15 protein-coding genes are annotated in these 17,218 nt (G+C 67.8%); 7 read left to right on the forward strand and 8 right to left on the reverse strand.

The annotated features are described in order from the left end of the window. Positions 1 to 156: 156 nt before the first annotated feature. Entirely contained in the window at positions 157 to 972 is an 816-nt protein-coding gene (gene ubiG, locus DT343_RS10640; RefSeq protein WP_112862871.1) for a bifunctional 2-polyprenyl-6-hydroxyphenol methylase/3-demethylubiquinol 3-O-methyltransferase UbiG, read from the reverse strand. Positions 973 to 1,028: 56 nt separating this feature from the next. Here ubiG and DT343_RS10645 point away from each other — a divergent pair, with 56 nt between their 5' ends. The 6 genes from DT343_RS10645 to DT343_RS10670 all read left to right on the forward strand — a co-directional run bounded on the left by DT343_RS10645 (position 1,029) and on the right by DT343_RS10670 (position 8,155). Continuing rightward, a complete protein-coding gene (locus DT343_RS10645) occupies positions 1,029 to 2,303 on the forward strand; it encodes an aspartate kinase (RefSeq protein ID WP_017505449.1) in 1,275 nt (424 codons plus the stop codon). A gap of 67 nt (positions 2,304 to 2,370) precedes the next feature. After that, positions 2,371 to 4,629, forward strand: a complete 2,259-nt coding sequence (ptsP, locus tag DT343_RS10650) for a phosphoenolpyruvate--protein phosphotransferase (protein WP_439897225.1) — start codon at positions 2,371 to 2,373, stop codon at positions 4,627 to 4,629. Between the two features lie 112 nt (positions 4,630 to 4,741). Then, the gene (locus DT343_RS10655; RefSeq protein ID WP_220116677.1) at positions 4,742 to 5,848 is read left to right on the forward strand and encodes a helix-turn-helix domain-containing protein; all 1,107 of its coding nucleotides are present in this window, start codon (positions 4,742 to 4,744) and stop codon (positions 5,846 to 5,848) included. A 48-nt stretch (positions 5,849 to 5,896) separates the two neighbouring features. Beyond that, on the forward strand, positions 5,897 to 7,033 hold the full coding sequence (gene ispG, locus DT343_RS10660; RefSeq protein WP_112862874.1) for a flavodoxin-dependent (E)-4-hydroxy-3-methylbut-2-enyl-diphosphate synthase: 1,137 nt from the start codon (positions 5,897 to 5,899) through the stop codon (positions 7,031 to 7,033). Positions 7,034 to 7,160: 127 nt separating this feature from the next. Next, positions 7,161 to 7,628: a PEGA domain-containing protein gene (locus tag DT343_RS10665; protein WP_112862875.1), complete on the forward strand. Its 468-nt coding sequence runs from the start codon at positions 7,161 to 7,163 to the stop codon at positions 7,626 to 7,628. Next, complete coding sequence (locus tag DT343_RS10670) at positions 7,625 to 8,155, forward strand: hypothetical protein (RefSeq protein ID WP_112862876.1); 531 nt, start codon at positions 7,625 to 7,627, stop codon at positions 8,153 to 8,155. The genes DT343_RS10665 and DT343_RS10670 overlap by 4 nt, the downstream gene beginning before the upstream one ends. Before the next feature lie 59 nt (positions 8,156 to 8,214). Here the strand turns inward: DT343_RS10670 and DT343_RS10675 are convergent, their stop codons facing one another. From DT343_RS10675 to DT343_RS10685, 3 genes are read right to left on the reverse strand one after another with little or no spacing between them, the layout of a single operon-like run. Continuing rightward, complete coding sequence (locus DT343_RS10675; RefSeq protein WP_112862877.1) at positions 8,215 to 8,991, reverse strand: sulfite exporter TauE/SafE family protein; 777 nt, start codon at positions 8,989 to 8,991, stop codon at positions 8,215 to 8,217. A 42-nt stretch (positions 8,992 to 9,033) separates the two neighbouring features. Then, positions 9,034 to 9,465 (reverse strand): RrF2 family transcriptional regulator, encoded by a 432-nt coding sequence (locus DT343_RS10680; RefSeq protein WP_112862878.1) that lies wholly within the window; start codon positions 9,463 to 9,465, stop codon positions 9,034 to 9,036. 57 nt (positions 9,466 to 9,522) lie between these two features. Next, positions 9,523 to 9,987, reverse strand: coding sequence for a response regulator (locus DT343_RS10685; protein ID WP_220116680.1), 465 nt, complete (start codon positions 9,985 to 9,987; stop codon positions 9,523 to 9,525). 345 nt (positions 9,988 to 10,332) lie between these two features. Here DT343_RS10685 and prfA point away from each other — a divergent pair, with 345 nt between their 5' ends. Then, positions 10,333 to 11,400 carry a peptide chain release factor 1 gene (prfA, locus tag DT343_RS10690; RefSeq protein WP_112862879.1) on the forward strand — a complete coding sequence of 356 codons (1,068 nt, stop codon included), beginning with the start codon at positions 10,333 to 10,335 and terminating at the stop codon, positions 11,398 to 11,400. Here prfA and DT343_RS10695 read toward each other — a convergent pair whose 3' ends face one another. The 4 genes from DT343_RS10695 to DT343_RS10710 form a co-directional block, all read right to left on the reverse strand. After that, entirely contained in the window at positions 11,401 to 11,790 is a 390-nt protein-coding gene (locus DT343_RS10695) for a hypothetical protein (RefSeq protein ID WP_112862880.1), read from the reverse strand. A 114-nt stretch (positions 11,791 to 11,904) separates the two neighbouring features. Beyond that, positions 11,905 to 12,516 carry a glutathione S-transferase family protein gene (locus DT343_RS10700; protein ID WP_112862881.1) on the reverse strand — a complete coding sequence of 204 codons (612 nt, stop codon included), beginning with the start codon at positions 12,514 to 12,516 and terminating at the stop codon, positions 11,905 to 11,907. Between the two features lie 56 nt (positions 12,517 to 12,572). After that, a complete protein-coding gene (odhB, locus tag DT343_RS10705) occupies positions 12,573 to 14,102 on the reverse strand; it encodes a 2-oxoglutarate dehydrogenase complex dihydrolipoyllysine-residue succinyltransferase (protein ID WP_112862882.1) in 1,530 nt (509 codons plus the stop codon). A gap of 41 nt (positions 14,103 to 14,143) precedes the next feature. Continuing rightward, entirely contained in the window at positions 14,144 to 17,155 is a 3,012-nt protein-coding gene (locus DT343_RS10710) for a 2-oxoglutarate dehydrogenase E1 component (RefSeq protein ID WP_112862883.1), read from the reverse strand. Positions 17,156 to 17,218 lie beyond the last annotated feature (63 nt).

The raw sequence follows: 17,218 nt of genomic DNA on the forward strand, positions 1-17,218 counted from the left end.
GGGGGAGGGTGGCTGAGCCGAAGGCGAAGCCGGGTGGGGGCGGCAGGGCGACACGTCGCAAGTCTGCGGTGGCTCAGGCCATTGCGGCCTTGCCTGGCCGCCCCCACCCGGTCGCTTGCGCGACTACCCTCCCCGGGACGGGGAGGGAAAGCCGGGTCAGGCGCGCGTCGCGACCATCATATAGTTGATGCCCGCATCGTCGGTCTGGCTCCATCGGTCCTGAAGCGGGTCGTAGTTCAGGCCGTAGGGCCCCTCAACCGCCACCGGCTCGGCGGCCAGCATCGTGCGGATTTCCTCGGGCTTCAGGAACTGGCGCCAGTCGTGGGTGCCGGCCGGAACCCAGCGCAGGATGTATTCCGCCGCCACCTTGCCCAGGGCCAGCGACTTCAGCGTGCGGTTCAGGGTGGCGACCATCATCACCCCGCCCGGCCGGACCAGGCGCGAACAGGCGCGCACGAAGCCTTCGGGATCGGCGACGTGTTCGATCACCTCCATCGTCAGGACCACGTCGAACGGCCCCGCCCCTTCCGCCTCGATCTGTTCGACGGTGGCGGCGCGGTAGGCGATATCCAGGCCGACCATGTCGGCGTGGGCGCGGGCCGTGCCGATGTTCTCGGACGAGGCGTCGATGGCGGTGACGTCAAAGCCCATCCGTCGCATCGGCTCGGCGATCAGTCCGCCGCCGCATCCCACGTCCAGCAGGGTCAGACCTTCGAAGGGCCGCCGCGCCTTGGGATCGCGGCCCAGCCGCGTGCAAAGCTGTTCGCGGATCAACGCCAGCCGCGCCGGGTTGAAGCGGTGCAGCGGCGCGAACGGCCCGTGCGCGTCCCACCATTCGGCCGCCTGGGCCGAGAAGCGCGCCACGTCGGCGGGGTCGATCGATGCGCCGAACGCCGTTTCGGGCGAATTTTGCGAAAAACCATGCCCCTGTTGGGGTAGGCGAGACGGAGCGGCGCCGTTAGAAGCGGTCATGACGCGAGGGATGAACCTTCGCGCCCTTTCACGCAAGCAGGGGGCGGAACGCCACGATGACGCGGCCCGATACGACACGACTGGTGATGAAGTTCGGCGGCACCTCGATGGGCGACCTCGAACGCATTCGCCGCGCAGCGCGGATCGTCGCGGCCGAAGTCTCGGCGGGCAAACAGGTCGCCGTCGTCGTCTCCGCCATGGCGGGCAAGACCAACGAACTGGTCGCCTGGACCGACGGCGCCGGACCGGCCGCTGCGGGGCTGCCGCTCAGCGACGACGAATATGACGTGGTGGTCGCCTCGGGCGAACAGGTGACTTCGGGCCTGCTGGCTGCGACCCTGCGCAACATGGGCTTCAACGCCCGCTCGTGGATGGGCTGGCAGGTGCCGATCCTGACCGACGACGCCCACGCCCGCGCCCGCATCATCGACATCCCCGGCGAGAAGCTGGGCGCCGCCGTCGACGCCGGCGAGATCGCCATCGTGCCCGGCTTCCAGGGCGTGACGGCGGACGGCAAGATCACCACCCTGGGACGCGGCGGTTCGGACACCTCGGCGGTCGCCGTGGCGGCGGCCCTGGGCTGCCCCTGCGACATCTATACCGACGTGGACGGCGTCTATACGACCGACCCGCGCATCGAGAACCGCGCGCGCCGCCTGGCCAAGGTGTCCTACGAAGAGATGCTGGAAATGGCGTCCCTGGGCGCCAAGGTGCTGCAGACTCGCTCGGTCGAGCTGGCCATGGCGAAACAGGTGCCGGTCCGCGTCCTGTCTAGCTTTATCGAACCCGACGCGAATGGCGTCATGCCCGACAAGGGTGGAACCCTGATCTGCGACGAGGAGGAGATCGTGGAAAAACGCATCGTGTCCGGTGTGACCATGAGCCGTGACGAGGCCCGCATCACCCTGCTGGGCCTGTCCGACCGGGTGGACGCCCCCGCCGACGTCTTCACGCGCCTGGCCGAGGCCAACGTCAACGTCGACATGATCGTGCAGAGCCAGTCGCGCACCGCCGGAACGGTCAACCTGACCTTCACGACCGGCCGTCGCGACGCCGTGCGCGCGGCCGACCTGATGACCGCCGCCAAGGAGCAGCTCGGCTTCGAGGAAATCCGCGTCGACGAGGACGTGGCCAAGGTGTCGGTCGTCGGCGTGGGCATGCGCAGCCATGCGGGCGTCGCCCAAACCATGTTCAAGGCCCTGGCCGACAAGGGCGTGAAGTTCCAGGCGATCTCGACCTCCGAGATCAAGATCAGCGTGCTGATCGACGCCGCCTACGCCGAGCTGGCCGTTCGCGCCCTGCATTCGGCCTATGGTCTGGACGCAGTATAGGTGATCTGAACAGGGCGCCTATATCCACGAAAGAGGCGCGGGAGACATGATGCCGGCAGGCGGCGCGATGACCAGAGGACCCCGGATCCTCCTGCGCCAGATCCGCGAGGCTCTGGGCGGGGCCGGCGCGGGCGCGACGCCGGCGCAGGACCGGCTGAACATGGTCGTCAAGATCATCGCCCGGTCGATGGTCGCCGAGGTCTGCTCCATCTATCTGCGTCGCGCGTCGGGCGAGCTCGAGCTTTTCGCCACCGAGGGTCTGAACCCCGACGCCGTGCACAACACCCGGCTGCGGCCCGGCGAGGGCCTGGTCGGCGAGGTGGCGCGGATGGCCCAGCCTATCAGCCTGTCGGACGCCCCGTCGCACCCGTCCTTCTCCTATCGGCCCGAGACGGGCGAAGACCCCTATCACGCCTTCCTGGGCGCCCCGCTGCTGCGCGGCGGTCGGGCCATCGGGGTCCTGGTCGTTCAGAACCGCACCGAGCGGCGCTATGACGAGGAAGAGGTCGAGGACATCCAGACCATCGCCATGGTCCTGTCCGAAACCGTGTCGTCGGGCGAACTGCTGGCGCTGGACGAGCTGCGCGACGTGGAGCTGGCGCCCCACCGGCCCGAGCGGCTGAAGGGCCAGAAGTTCGCCGACGGCCTGGCCTTCGGCCATGTGGTTCTGCACGAGGCGCCTCTGGCGCCCGAACGCCTGCTGTCCGACGACCCGGCGATGGAGGAGGCGCGGCTGAAGCTGGCGCTGGCCACGCTGAAGAGCGGTCTGGACGTCATGCTGGACAAGGGCCAGGGCCTGGCCGGTCCGTCGTTCGAGGTTCTGGAAACCTACCGGATGTTCGCCGACGACCGCGGCTGGAACCGGTCGCTGGAAGAGGCGGTGAGGAACGGTCTGACGGCCGAGGCGGCGGTGGACCGGGTCAGGAACGAACACCGCGCCCGCTTCGCCCAGGCGCGCGACCCCTATATCCGCGAGCGGCTGCACGACTTCGAGGACCTGGCCAACCGGCTGCTGCGGGTGCTGGCGGGCGACAAGCCGGGCGAGCGCGAACTGCCCGACGACGCCATACTGGTGGCGCGAAACCTGGGCCCCGCCGACCTGCTGGAATATCCGCGCGACAAGCTGAAGGGGCTGTTGCTGGAAGAGGGCTCGGCCGCCAGCCACGCCGCCATCGTCGCGCGCGCGCTGCAGATTCCGTGCGTCGGCCGTCTGATGGGCCTGCGCGACCGGCTGTCGGAAGGCGACATGGTCATCGCCGACGGTGAGACCGGCGAGACCTATCTGCGCCCCCGCCCCGATATGCTGGAGGCGGTGCAGTCGCGCATGGCCGTGCGCGAACAGCGCCAGGCCGAGTTCGCCCAGCTGCGCGACGTGCCGGCCGTCACCCTGGACGGTCAGCGGATCACGGTCCTGACCAATGCGGGTCTGGCGGTCGATCTGGAAAACATGGTCGAGACGGGCGCCGAGGGCATCGGCCTGTTCCGCACCGAGTTCCAGTTCATGGTCTCGGACGAACTGCCCCGGCTGGACGCCCAGACGGCGCTCTACAAGCTGGTGCTGGACGCAGCGGGCGACAAACCCGTCACCTTCCGCACCCTGGACATCGGCGGCGACAAGGTCCTGCCCTATCTGGAGGCCGAGCGCGAAGAGAACCCCGCGCTGGGCCGCCGCGCCATCCGCCTGGGTCTGGACCGGCCGTCGCTGTTGCGGATGCAGCTGCGGGCGCTGCTGGCGGCGGGGGCGGGGCGCGAACTGCGCGTCATGTTCCCCATGATCGCCACGGTGGACGAATTCCGGGCCGCGCGCGAGCTGGTCGATATCGAATGCGCCTGGGCGCGGCGTCGCGGGCGCGCCTTGCCCGCCCTGCTGCGCGTCGGGGCGATGGTCGAATGCCCGTCCCTGTTGTGGCATCTGGACGCCCTGTTGCCGCTGACGGATTTCGTCTCCATCGGCACCAACGACCTGTTCCAGTACATGTACGCGGCCGACCGGACCAATCCGCTGGTGTCAGATCGCTACGACCCCCTGTCGCCGCCGACCCTGCGGGCGCTCCAGACTATCCAGAAGGCCTGCGCCGACACCGGCACGCCGGTCTCGATCTGCGGCGAACTGGCGGGACGGCCGCTGGAGGCCTTCGCCCTGATCGTGCTGGGCTTCACCCGACTGTCGGCGCCGGCGGGCGGTGTCGGGCCGGTCAAGCGGATGATCCTGTCGGCGGACCTGAATGCGGCCCGGCGCGGCATGGCCAATCTGCTGAACCTATCCACCGGCTCAGTCCGAAACGAGATCGAATCCCTGGCGCGCAAGCTGAACGTCGCGGTATGATCGCAGGCGTCTGGGCGCACGGGCGGCGTTGCTGGTCGGCGCGCAATCGTCTATCTCGGGCCCTGTAAACGGCGCGTCGGCGCCGTGTTTCCCGGACATGGGGTCAGGCGTCATGGCGCGGAATGCGGGGGTCGCCCCCGAGGCGATCGAAAGCCTTGCGGACCGGCCGGATCCGACGGCCGCATTCATCGACGCCGCGACCCTGGGCGACGGTTTTCGCGCCGCCCGAGAGCGGTCGGGCAAGTCGCCGGCCGAGCTGGCCGCCGAAACCAAGGTGCATCGCCGGTTCCTGACCGCCCTGGAGCAGAACGACTGGTCGTCCCTGCCTTCGCGCGTCTTCGCCCTGGGCTATGTCCGGGCCTATGCCTCGGCCCTGGCGCTGGACGAACAGACCGCCGTCGAGCGGTTCAAGCGCGAGAGCCCAGACACCTCCGTTCCGTTGAAGGCGCCCATCGGCATCGCCTTCGAGGACGTGAAACGCCATTCGCCGCGCATCGTCGCCGGCATCGCCGCCGTGGTGGTCGCCGTCATCGGCTGGAACGTGTTCCAGCGCGCCAGCCTGCATCAGACCGCCCATCCGTCCGATATCGCCGCCGTGCCAAAGACCTGGACCGGAGCGGCCGATCCGGATCCGCAGGTCGCGCTCAGCGCACCCATGTCCGCGCCGCCCGACCAGACGACGCCGGCCCTCTACATCACTCCGGGCCTGGAGGCCGAACTGACCGGGGTCGATCCGACCGATCCGGCCGTGATCGCCGCCGCGGCCAATCCGGAGCCGGTGCAGAAGGCGTTCAACCCGCGCGGGGCTGTCTATGGCGCCTCGGCCAACGCCTCGATGGTGGTGATCCAAGCCAAGACGGCTGGCGCCCTGGTCGTGCGGCTCGGCCACGGTCAGGCCCTGTTCGCGCGTCAGATGGCGCCGGGCGAGGCCTGGCGCGCGCCCATCGGCGTGGCGGCGACGGTGGACGTGTCAGACCCGGCGGCTTTCGACGTCTTCCTGAACGGCGAGTATGGCGGACCCCTGGCCGGCGTGCTGACGCCGCTGGCCCAGTTGAACAGTCGCGCGGATCAGGCGGCCAAGGCGCTGGCCGCCAGCCAGGCGCGCGCCCAGGTTCAGGCTCAGGCCGCCCAGGCTCAGGCCGCCCAGGCCCGGACCCAGGCGGCCACGACGCCCTCGCCCGCGCCCGCGCCCTCATCACCCGCCTCTGCGCCGAACTGACACGACGGCCGTGGTCCCGTCGTCATCATCGGCCTATATGATGCTCCCATGAGCGATCACACGCACGTCCGACCCTGGCGCCACATCGAGCGTCGCAAGAGCCGCCAGATCCGCGTCGGCTCCGTCCTGGTGGGCGGCGACGCCCCGATCAGCGTCCAGTCGATGACCAATACGCCGACGACGGACGCGGCGGCGACCATCGACCAGATCCGCCAACTCGAAGAGGCCGGCGCCGACATCGTGCGCGTCTCCTGCCCCGACGTGGAATCGACCGCCGCCTTCAAGACCATCGCGCGCGAGGCCAAGGTCCCCTTGGTCGCCGACATCCACTTCCACTACAAGCGCGGCATCGAGGCGGCCGAGGCGGGCGCCGCCTGCCTGCGCATCAATCCGGGCAATATCGGTTCGGCTGACCGCGTCCGGGACGTCATCCAGGCAGCCAAGGACAATGGCTGCTCCATGCGGATCGGCGTCAACGCCGGGTCGCTGGAAAAGGAACTGCTGGAAAAATACGGCGAGCCCTGCCCCGACGCCATGGTCGAGAGCGCCCTGAACCACGCCCGCATCCTGCAGGACCACGACTTTCACGAGTTCAAGATCTCGGTGAAGGCGTCCGACCCGTTCCTGACCGTCGCCGCCTATCAGCAGCTGGCCGAGGCGATCGACTGCCCCCTGCATCTGGGCGTAACGGAAGCGGGGCCGTTGCGCACCGGCACCATCAAGTCCGCCATCGGCCTGGGGTCGATGCTGTGGGCCGGGATCGGCGACACCATCCGCGTGTCCCTGGCCGCCGATCCGGTCGAGGAGATCAAGGTCGGTTTCGACATCCTGAAGTCGCTGGGTCTGCGCCACCGGGGGGTCAACATCATCGCCTGCCCGTCCTGCGCGCGTCAGGGCTTCAACGTCATCGAGACGGTGGCGGTGCTGGAAGAGAAGCTGGCCCATATCTCGACGCCGATGAGCCTGTCGGTGATCGGCTGCGTCGTGAACGGACCGGGCGAGGCCCTCTACACCGACATCGGCTTCACCGGCGGCGGCAAGGGCGCGGGCATGATCTATCTGAACGGCAAGATCGCCCACAAACAGGCCAACGACGGCATGATCGACCACATCGTCGATCTGGTCGAACAGAAGGCCGCCGAACTGGACGCCGCACGCGCGGCGGAGCTTCAGGCGGCCGAATAGGCTGCGTCATCCCGCCGCGCCTCTATCGCCAAACCTCACCGGTCCGTGATTGACGCTTGATGATGAAAGTGCAACCTAGGCTTTAGGTCCGCCTGGGGAGGCCGGACACTATTCCATCGAGGGTTCAATGATTTCCAAGACTGTCGCGCGCTTTGGCGCGCGTGCGTTCACGCTGATCGGCGTGGCGCTTTCTCTGCCTGCGTGTGCGACCATGACGCGAGGCACGACGCAGGAGTTCACCGTCGAGAGCACGCCGCCCGGCGCTCAGGCGACCACGTCCAACGGCTTCGAATGCGCCGCCACGCCCTGCACCTTCCGCATGTCGCGCAAGGATGCGTTCAACATCACGGTGTCGAAGGAAGGGTATGTTTCGCAGACCCACGAGATCACCAGCAGCATGTCCGGCGCCGGCGGCGCGGCCCTGGCCGGCAACGTCTTGGTCGGCGGGATCATCGGCGGGGCCGTCGATGCGACGTCGGGCGCCCTCAACGATCTGAAGCCCAATCCTCTGGTCGTCACCCTGCGCACGCCCGCCGAAGAAGCGGCGGCGGCCCGGACGCCTGCCGCTCCCGCAGCAACCGGCGGCGAGCAATGATCCGCCGCATCGCGGCGGCCGGCCTGGTCGCCGCCCTGATGGGCGTCGCGGCCTGCGCCACGCCGTCCAACCCCGCCATGATGACCCTGTCGGCGACACCGGGCCTGACCGCGTCGGCCGGAGACCTGGGCTATCGCTCCGTGACGAGCGTGTCGGTTTCCGGCGGCCAGAGCACCAATCCTCTGTGGACCTCGCAAATCTCGAATGCCGATTTCAAGACCGCGCTCGAAGGCTCCCTGGCCGCAGCCGGATACATGGGAACCGAGGGCCAGCCCATGACGGTCTCTGCATCGCTCATCAATCTGAAGCAGCCTCTCGCTGGCTTCGACATGACGGTGTCCAGCCAGGTTCGCTACACGGTCGCCCGTGGCGAACGCACGGTTTTCGACGAAACGGTCTCGGCGACGGGAACGGCGACGATGGGTCAGGCCCTCGTGGCCGGTGACCGTCTGCGCATGGCCAATGAGGCGGCGATCCGCGAGAACATCAAGGCATTCTTGACGCGGTTCCGCGCCCGCGCGCGCTGATCTTTATCGTTGGGACAAGTGAAACGGCGGCGGGTGCGAACCCGCCGCCGTTTTTCGTTTCAGATCACCTTGAACAGACGCAGGGCCTGATAGCCGGCGGACAGGAGCACCACAGCGCCGACGCCGTAGGTCAGGGCGCGGCGCGGGGCGATGCGGGCGATGACGCCGGCGAAGGGGGCGGCGATCAGGCCGCCGATGATCAGGCCCAGCACCGCCATGGCGTGGGTGGAGAACCCCTCGGCCTCCTGCCAATGTCCGGTCAGCAGGGCGACGAGGAAGGTGGCGGAAATGGCGGAGGTGACGAAGAACTCCGCCGTATTGGTGGTGCCGATCGAGACGCGCGGATCCTGGCCCGTGCCGACCAGGGTGGTGGTGACCGTGGGTCCCCAGCCGCCGCCGCCGATGGCGTCGAAGAAGCCGCCGACCAGACCTAGGGGACCGGCGAACTTGCGCGGGAAGATCCGCTCGCGCGTCTGACGCGTGGCGCGCCAGATGATCACGACGCCCATGATGGCCAGATAGGTGGTGATGAAGGGTTTCAGCAGATCGCCGTCGATGCTGGTCAGGACGAAGGCGCCGAGCCCGCCGCCGACGACGCCGCCGAGCGCCAGCGGCACGAACAGCTTCCAGTTCACGTTCTTGTTGACCGTATGGGACCCGGCCGACGCCGCCGTGGTGAAGACCTCCGCGGCGTGGACGCTGGCCGACGCCGTCGCGGGCGGCACGCCGAACGACAGCAGGACGGTCGAGGAAATCACGCCATAGGCCATGCCCAGCGCCCCATCCACGATCTGGGCCAGAAAACCGACGGCGAGGAAGAGCAGGAAATCTTGCATGACGGCCTCTGGAATAGGGGGCGAACGGTGCGGGCTATTTCCCTAGTCGGCAATAGGAGAAGAAGTGACGGCGGCTTGCAGAAGGGTTCGCGCCTCGAAGACGGCGGCGATCGCGTCGCGACCGTCCTGAAGCACGGGCTGCAACGGACAGGTCTCGACATCCGGGCAGGTCTCGCACGGACCATAGGCGGTGCGCGAGGCGCAAGGCGCGAGGGCCAGCGGGCCTTCCAGCGCGCGGATGACGTCGGCGAAGCTGATGGCGTCGGCGGGCGCGCCCAGCGCATAGCCGCCCGCCCTGCCCCGCTTCGAGGCCAGCAGACCCTGACGGCGCAGATCCAGCAGAATGGCCTCCAGGAACTTTCGCGGAGCCGCCGCCGCCTCGGCGATCTCGGCAATGGTCGCGGGACCGCCGTCCGGCAGACCGGCCAGATGCACCATGGCGCGCAGGGCGTAGCGAGACCGGTTCGACAGCATGATCCGTGATCGCCCGCCTGAGCCCCAGACGCAAGCTGTGGGAGCTCGATCCGACCCTCAGGCGAGGCGCGCCACCGCCTCCAGAATCTGCGCGCCGTTATAGGGTTTCAGCACCAGGGCCTCGGCCATGTCCGCATTCTTCGCGGCGGCGGCCACATCGCCGGAAATGAAGATGACTTGCACGGCCCAGCGGTCGGTCAGGACGCGGGCCAGTTCCACCCCGGTCATCTCGCCTGACAGATTGATGTCCAGCAGGGCCGCATCGATGCTGTGCAGCGCCGCGGCGGCCTCGGCGGCGGCGGCGCTGTGGAACGGACCGACGACATTGTGGCCCGCCTCGGTCAGCAGTTCGGTCAGGGAGGCGGCGGCGTCGGGATCGTCCTCGACCACCAGCAAAGTCAAGGCCTCGATCTCGGCCGGCGCCGTGGCGTCAAGCGGCGCCTGACGCGTGACGACGGCGCGAAGGTCGCGCCAGACCTCGGTCGAGGGGCGGTCGGTGTCCAGATCGTAGATGGCGGCCATGGCCTTCAGTTCGCGGGCGTCTTCGGGCGACAGGTCGCCGCCGGTCTCGGCCAGACGGCTGTCGTACAGGCGGCACAGGCGATCGACACTTTAGGCGACCTCGGCGGCGTCCGGCTGCGACGGGGGCGGGCGATCGAACATGGCGTCCTCCTGACGACTGGTCGGCCTCAACTAAGGGTTCGAACGGCTTGCGTCACCGCGACTGACGCCATCGTGACCCCGCCGTTATCGCCGATCACAAGCGCGGCGCCGGAGCCGGTCCACGCCCACACACGGCTTGCAATCGACACGACGCCCCCCGGCGGGTAAGGACGGCGCTCCGCTTTTTCTCAGGACATTTCCCTCTTGCGACTGCCCCAGGCCCGTCTCGATCAGGTGCTCGACCGTTTCCACGAGGTGGAGGCGCGCATGGGTTCGGCGACCGACGGCGCCGAGATCGTGCGGCTGTCCAAGGAGCACGCCGAGCTGAAGCCCGTCGTGGATGCGGTCCAGGGCCTGGCCCGCGCGCGCGCCGAAATGGCGGACCTTGAGGCCATGACGGCCGATCCGGAAATGGCGTCGATGGCCGAGGAGGAGCTGCGGGCGCTGACCGACCGGCTGCCCGAGCTGGAGCGTGAGGTGGCCCTGCTGCTGGCCCCGCGCGACGCCGACGAGAACGCCTCGGCCGTGCTGGAAGTGCGCGCCGGCACCGGCGGGGACGAGGCGGCCCTGTTCGCGGGTGACCTGTTCCGCATGTATTCGCGCTACGCCTCCACGCGTGGCTGGCGGATCGAGCTGGATTCGGCGACCGAGGGCGACGCCGGCGGTTATAAGGAAATCATCGCTACGGTGACCGGCGAAGGCGTGTTCGGCCGGCTGAAGTTCGAGAGCGGCGTTCACCGGGTCCAGCGCGTGCCGACGACCGAGTCGCAGGGGCGCATCCACACCTCCGCGGCGACGGTGGCGGTCCTGCCCGAGGTCGAGGACGTGGAGATCGAAATCCACGACAAGGACATCCGCATCGACACCTTCCGCGCGTCGGGTTCGGGCGGCCAGCACGTCAACACGACCGATTCCGCCGTGCGCATCACCCACTTGCCGACCGGAATCATGGTGACGTCGTCGGAGAAGTCCCAGCACGTCAATCGCGACAAGGCGATGAAGAACTTGCGCGTGCGCCTGTACGACATGCAGCGCCAGGCCAAGGACCTGGCCCGCTCGGACAGCCGCAAGTCACAGGTCGGGTCGGGCGACCGGTCGGAACGGATCCGCACCTACAACTATCCGCAAGGGCGGGTCAGCGATCACCGCATCAACCTGACCCTGCACAGCCTGCCCCAGATCATGGAAGGCGATATCGATCCGCTGCTGAACGCCCTGATCGCCGAGGATCAGGCGGCGCGTCTGGCCGACCTGGAAGCCGAGTTCGGCTGATCAGCCCAGGACGCCGGTCAGCGGCAGCCACAGCACCACGCCGGTGACGGCCGTGTAGGCGGCGAAGGCATGCACCGACTTCAACCGGCCGCTGGCCAGCGGGCTGTCGAGATCGGCGCGGTTGACCCACAGCAGATAGGCGGCCTGGATCGCCCAGCCGGCAAGGAAGGCGACCACAGCCCAGGCGCTGAGCGCCGCCAGGGCGACGCCCGACATCAGCACCAGCACGCCGCCCAGGGCGATCACGCCATCTGCGATCTGATCGTTTGCGGGAACGGCGATGACGCCGGACAGGGCCCGTTGCAGACGCCAGTTGAGCCAGGCCTGATACAAAAGCATCAGTCCGCCCAAGACGTAGAACACCCCGATCGCGCGCGCCGCCCACTCCATGTCCGAAATAAGGCGCCATTTTCGACGTCTGTAATCAGGAAAAATGCGTTGGCGATTCGGATCGTTAACGACCGGCGCAAATTAGACACAACCGTTGGTCTGCGAGCGCGCCCGCTAAGCTTTGGCGGCCAGCGCGCGCTGGACCGCCGGACGCGCCTTCATGCGCTCGAAATGCGCCTGGACGCGCGGAAACTCGGCGATGTCCACGCCATCGCTTTCCAGCCAACCCGCGAAGGTGAACAGATAGGGGTCGGCGACCGTAAAGGCATCGCCCATTGCCCATTCGCCGGTCAGATCCGCCTCGATCAGGGCGAAGCCGTCGCGCATGTTCTGCGTGACCTTGGCCGCCATCGAAGCCTGGGCGGCAGCGTCGTCGCTCCAGCGCGCGGCGCGGCGACCGTGGGCGTGGGCGACGTGGACGGTGGTGGCCAGATAGAGGTTGAACGCCTGCATCCGCGCAAAGGCGAAGGGATCGGTCGGCGCCAACAGGCCGGGCGGCGACAGGGCAGCGATGTGCGCCAGAATGGCCGGGCTCTCGGTCAGGACGCCCTGATCGGTCGCGAGCGCGGGAACGCGTCCCTTGGGATTGATCGCCAGATAGGCCGGCTCGCGCTGTTCGGCCTTGGCGAAGTCGACCAGGCGCACCTCATAGTCGAGACCGGACTCTTCCAGCGCGATGTGGCTGGCCCGGCTGCAGGATCCTGTGGCGGCGTAGAGGGTCAGCATGGTCGCGCCTCATATGAAAGAAAAAGGCGGCGAGATCATCGCCGCCTTTCAGGAAATCAAAGGTCCAGCAGGGCCCGCGCCGGATCTTCCAGCAGCTCCTTGACCCGGACCAAGAAGGTCACGGCTTCCTTGCCGTCCACGATGCGGTGATCGTAGCTGAGGGCCAGATACATCATCGGGCGAATCTTGACCTCGCCGTTGATGGCCATCGGGCGCTGGACGATGTTGTGCATGCCCAGGATGCCCGACTGCGGCGCATTCAGGATCGGCGTCGACATCAGCGAGCCATAGGTGCCGCCGTTGGTGATGGTGAAGGTGCCGCCTTGCATCTGATCCATGGTCAGCGAGCCGTCACGCGCGGCCTTGCCCAGGGCGCCGATGCCCTTTTCGATGCCGGCGAGCGACAGCACATCCGCGTCGCGGAGCACGGGGACCACGAGACCCTTGTCGGTGCCGACGGCGACGCCGATGTCGTAGTGGTTCTTGTAGATGATGTCCGTGCCGTCGATCTCGGCGTTGACGGCCGGAATTTCATGCAGGGCCGCGACGACGGCCTTGGTGAAGAAGGACATGAAGCCCAGCTTCACGCCGTGGCGCTTTTCGAACACGTCCTTGTACTGGGCGCGCAGGGCCATGACGTTGGTCATGTCCACCTCGTTGAAGGTGGTCAGCTGGGCGGCCGTGTTCTGCGATTCCTTCAGGCGACGGGCGATGGTCTGACGCAGGCGCGTCATCTTCACCCGCTCCTCACGCGGCTGGTCGGCGCGCGGGGCGGCGGGCGCTGCGGCGGCGGCAGGGGCCGGAGCCGAGGCCTGGCCGATGGCGGCGATGGCGTCGGCCTTGGTGATGTTGCCCTTCGGCCCCGTGGCGTTGATGGCCTTGGGATCCAGATTGTTTTCGCCGACCACGCGCTGGACGGCGGGCGACAGGGTTTCGTTCTTGGCGGCCGAGACCTGGGCCGAGCCGGTGTTGGCCGGGGCGGCGGCGGGGGCCGGAGCGGCGGGGGCCGGCGCGCTCGCAGCGCCCGAACCCGAGATGGAGCCGATCTTCTGGCCCGGCGTGACGGTCGCGCCTTCATCGGCGGCGATGGTCAGAACGCCGTCAGCCGGGGCGGAGACTTCGACCGCGACCTTGTCGGTCTCGATCTCGACCAGCAGTTCATCCTTCTTGACCGTGTCGCCGTTCTTCTTGACCCACTTGCCCATCGAGCCTTCGGCGACGCTCTCGCCCATGACCGGCACGGTGATGTCGATCGCGGCGGCGGCGGCCGGAGCAGCGGCGACCGGTGCGGCCTTGGCGTCGGCCTTGGCGGCCTTGGCAGGGGCAGCGGCCGGAGCGGCGCCGGCGGACGCGCCTTCCGTCACTGAACCCAGGACCGTGCCGGGAACGACATTGTCGCCCTCGGCCGCCTTGATGTCGCCCAGCACGCCGTCGGCGGGCGAGACGACTTCCAGCGAGACCTTGTCGGTCTCCAGCTCGACCAGCAGTTCGTCCTTCTTGACCGGATCACCGACCTTCTTGGTCCACTTTGCGATGGTGGCTTCGGTGACGGATTCACCGAGGGCGGGGGTCAGGATGTCGGCCATGTCAGGTCCAGCTCGTCTCTAGTCGGTCTTTTATTGGTGTATCAGGCGAAGGCTTCGGTCGTGAAGGCTTCGAGTTCCTTCAGGTGCCGGCTCATCAGACCGGCTGCGGTCGAGGCCGAGCCGGGACGGCCGACGTAGCGGGCGCGCTTGGCCTTCACGTCCAGCTTGTCCAGCGTCAGCTCCAGCCACGGGTCCACGAAGGTCCAGCCGCCCATGTTCTTCGGCTCTTCCTGGCACCAGACCAGTTCGGCGTTGGGGAAGCGGGCCAGTTCCTTGCGCAGCGACTGGATCGGCCACGGATAGAACTGCTCCAGACGCAGGATATAGACGTCGTCCACAGCCTGGCCGTCCTTGGCCTTCTTCTCGCGCGCGTCCAGCAGGTCGTAATAGACCTTGCCCGAGCACAGGATGACGCGGCGGATGTCCTTGTCCGCCTTGATCGTGATGCCGGCGATCTCGGGCCGCGTCTGGGCGTCGTCGTGCAGGACGCGGTGGAAGGCCGAGCCCTCCGCCAGGTCCGCCATGGACGAGACCGCCTTCTTGTGACGCAGCAGCGACTTGGGCGTCATCAGGATCAGCGGCTTGCGGAACGGCCGGTGCATCTGACGACGCAGGATGTGGAAGTAGTTGGCCGGGGTGGTGCAGTTTGCGACCTGCATATTGTCTTCGGCGCACTGTTGCAGGAAGCGCTCCAGACGGGCCGAGGAGTGTTCCGGCCCCTGGCCTTCATAGCCGTGCGGCAGCAGCATGGTCAGGCCGCTCATGCGCAGCCACTTGCGTTCGCCCGAAGAAATAAACTGGTCGATCACCACCTGGGCGCCGTTCACAAAGTCGCCGAACTGGGCTTCCCACATGACCAGCGTATTGGGGTCGGCCAGCGAATAGCCGTACTCGAAGCCCAGCACCGCCTCTTCGGACAGGGCGGAGTCGATGACTTCGAAATTGGCCTGGCCTTCGCGCAGGTTGTTCAGCGGGATGTAGCGCTCTTCAGTCGTCTGATCGATGATGCCAGAGTGACGCTGCGAGAAGGTGCCGCGCACCGAATCCTGGCCCGACAGACGGATCGGGAAACCTTCATCGACCAGCGAGGCGAACGCCAGGCTCTCGGCCGTGGCCCAATCCAGGCCCTGGCCCGAGGTGATGGCTTCGCGGCGACCGTCGATGACGCGCTTCAGCGTCTTGTGCATATCGACACTGTTGGGGATCGTGGTCAGGCGGTGGCCCAGGTCGGTCAGCTTGGCCAGCGGCACGGCGGTGTCGCCGCGCAGTTCGTCCTTGGGCGACTGGAAGCCCTGCCACTGGCCGTCCAGCCAGTCGGCTTTTTCGGCGGACCAAGTCTTGCCGGCCTCGAACTGCTCGTCGAGGAATTTCTCGAACCGCTCGACCTCGGCGTCCACCTCGGCCTGGCTGATCACGCCTTCGGCGACCAAACGCTGCGAATACAGTTCGCGGGTCGAGGGCTGGGCGCGGATCTTCGAATACATCAGCGGCTGGGTGAAGGTGGGGTCGTCGCCTTCGTTGTGGCCGAAGCGGCGGTAGCAGAACATGTCCACCACCACGTCCTTGTGGAACTTCTGGCGGTATTCGGTGGCCACCTTGGCGGCGAAGACGACCGCCTCGGGGTCGTCGCCGTTGACGTGGAAGATCGGCGCCTGGACCATCAGGGCCACATCCGACGGATAGGGCGACGAGCGCGAGTTGCGCGGGCTGGTGGTGAAGCCGATCTGGTTGTTGATGACGAAGTGCAGCGTGCCGCCGGTGCGGTAGCCCTTCAGCCCCATCAGGGCGAAACATTCGGCCACCACGCCCTGGCCGGCGAAGGCGGCGTCGCCGTGGATCAGCAGCGGCACGACCTTGGAACGGTCCAGCGCCCACTGCCCCTCGGGCACGCCCTCGTTGGCTTCGCGGATGTCGAACGCCTGTTTGGCGCGGGCCTTGCCCAGCACGACCGGGTTGACGATCTCGAGGTGGGACGGGTTGGCGGTCAGCGACAGGTGGACGTGGTTGCCGTCGAACTCGCGGTTCGACGAGGCGCCCATGTGATATTTGACGTCGCCCGAGCCCTCTATGTCGCTCGGCACCGCCGAGCCGCCCTGGAACTCGTGGAAGATGACCTTGTAGGGCTTGCCCATAACGGCGGCGAGGACGTTCAGGCGGCCGCGGTGAGCCATGCCCAGCACGACCTCGTCGACGCCCAGCGAACCGCCGCGCTTGATGACCTGCTCCAGCGCCGGGACCATGGCCTCGCCGCCGTCCAGGCCGAACCGCTTGGTGCCGGGGAAGCGCTTGTGCAGGAAGCGTTCGAAACCTTCGGCCTCGACCAGCTTGGACAGGATGGCCAGCTTGCCTTCCTTGGAGAAGGCGTTCTGCTCGAACTTGTCGGCGCCCTCGAACCGCTGCTGCAGCCAGGATTTCTCTTCCGGTTCAGCAATATGCATGAACTGGATGCCGATATTGCCGCAATAGGTGCGTTTCAGGATCTCCAGCACTTCGCGGATCGTGCCGGTCTGAAGACCAAGCACGCCGTCCAGGAAGATCGGACGGTCCAGATCGGCGCCGGTGAAGCCGTAGAACTCGGGCGTCAGCTCGGGGTTCTCGACCGGCTGCTCGATGCCCAGCGGGTCCAGTTTGGCCTGCAGGTGCCCGCGCACGCGATAGCTGCGGATCAGCATCAGGGCGCGGATGGAGTCGTGGGCGGCGGCGCGGATCGCATCGGCCGAGACGTCGGCGGACGCGGCCTTGGGCGCAGCAGCCAGCGCAGCACCGGGCTTTTTGGGATCAGGCTTCGGGGCCGGCCATCGGCCGTCGAAGACGCCGGTCTCCTCGGTCGGTTCGGTCGCGACGCCACGGCCCCAGCTGCCCGCGCCTGCCGAGGCGGTCACCAGCGCGGCGTTGTCGCGCAGCTGGTCGAAGAAGGTCTTCCATTCGGCGGAAACGGAGCCGGGGTCTTTCGCCCACTTCTCCTGAAGCTCCTCGACGTAGGCCGCATTGGACCCGTAGAGGAATGAGGTCTCGGCAAAGACCTGGTTCAGCCGACCGGCATCGTCCGCCATCGTTTCGCAATCCCTGGGCCCCGACGGACACATCTCCGTGAGGGGCGCGCCCGTCATATAGGC

The organism is Brevundimonas vesicularis, assembly GCF_900445985.1.
GTDB lineage: Bacteria > Pseudomonadota > Alphaproteobacteria > Caulobacterales > Caulobacteraceae > Brevundimonas > Brevundimonas vesicularis_D.

Bases quoted from the DNA above. Each gene is read 5' to 3' on its own strand.
- ubiG (WP_112862871.1), bottom strand. From the start codon at position 972: ATGACCGCTTCTAACGGCGCCGCTCCGTCTCGCCTACCCCAACAGGGG.
- DT343_RS10645 (WP_017505449.1), top strand. From the start codon at position 1,029: ATGACGCGGCCCGATACGACACGACTGGTGATGAAGTTCGGCGGCACC.
- ptsP (WP_439897225.1), top strand. From the start codon at position 2,371: ATGACCAGAGGACCCCGGATCCTCCTGCGCCAGATCCGCGAGGCTCTG.
- DT343_RS10655 (WP_220116677.1), top strand. From the start codon at position 4,742: ATGGCGCGGAATGCGGGGGTCGCCCCCGAGGCGATCGAAAGCCTTGCG.
- ispG (WP_112862874.1), top strand. From the start codon at position 5,897: ATGAGCGATCACACGCACGTCCGACCCTGGCGCCACATCGAGCGTCGC.
- DT343_RS10665 (WP_112862875.1), top strand. From the start codon at position 7,161: ATGATTTCCAAGACTGTCGCGCGCTTTGGCGCGCGTGCGTTCACGCTG.
- DT343_RS10670 (WP_112862876.1), top strand. From the start codon at position 7,625: ATGATCCGCCGCATCGCGGCGGCCGGCCTGGTCGCCGCCCTGATGGGC.
- DT343_RS10675 (WP_112862877.1), bottom strand. From the start codon at position 8,991: ATGCAAGATTTCCTGCTCTTCCTCGCCGTCGGTTTTCTGGCCCAGATC.
- DT343_RS10680 (WP_112862878.1), bottom strand. From the start codon at position 9,465: ATGCTGTCGAACCGGTCTCGCTACGCCCTGCGCGCCATGGTGCATCTG.
- DT343_RS10685 (WP_220116680.1), bottom strand. From the start codon at position 9,987: ATGGCCGCCATCTACGATCTGGACACCGACCGCCCCTCGACCGAGGTC.
- DT343_RS10695 (WP_112862880.1), bottom strand. From the start codon at position 11,790: ATGGAGTGGGCGGCGCGCGCGATCGGGGTGTTCTACGTCTTGGGCGGA.
- DT343_RS10700 (WP_112862881.1), bottom strand. From the start codon at position 12,516: ATGCTGACCCTCTACGCCGCCACAGGATCCTGCAGCCGGGCCAGCCAC.
- odhB (WP_112862882.1), bottom strand. From the start codon at position 14,102: ATGGCCGACATCCTGACCCCCGCCCTCGGTGAATCCGTCACCGAAGCC.
- DT343_RS10710 (WP_112862883.1), bottom strand. From the start codon at position 17,155: ATGGCGGACGATGCCGGTCGGCTGAACCAGGTCTTTGCCGAGACCTCA.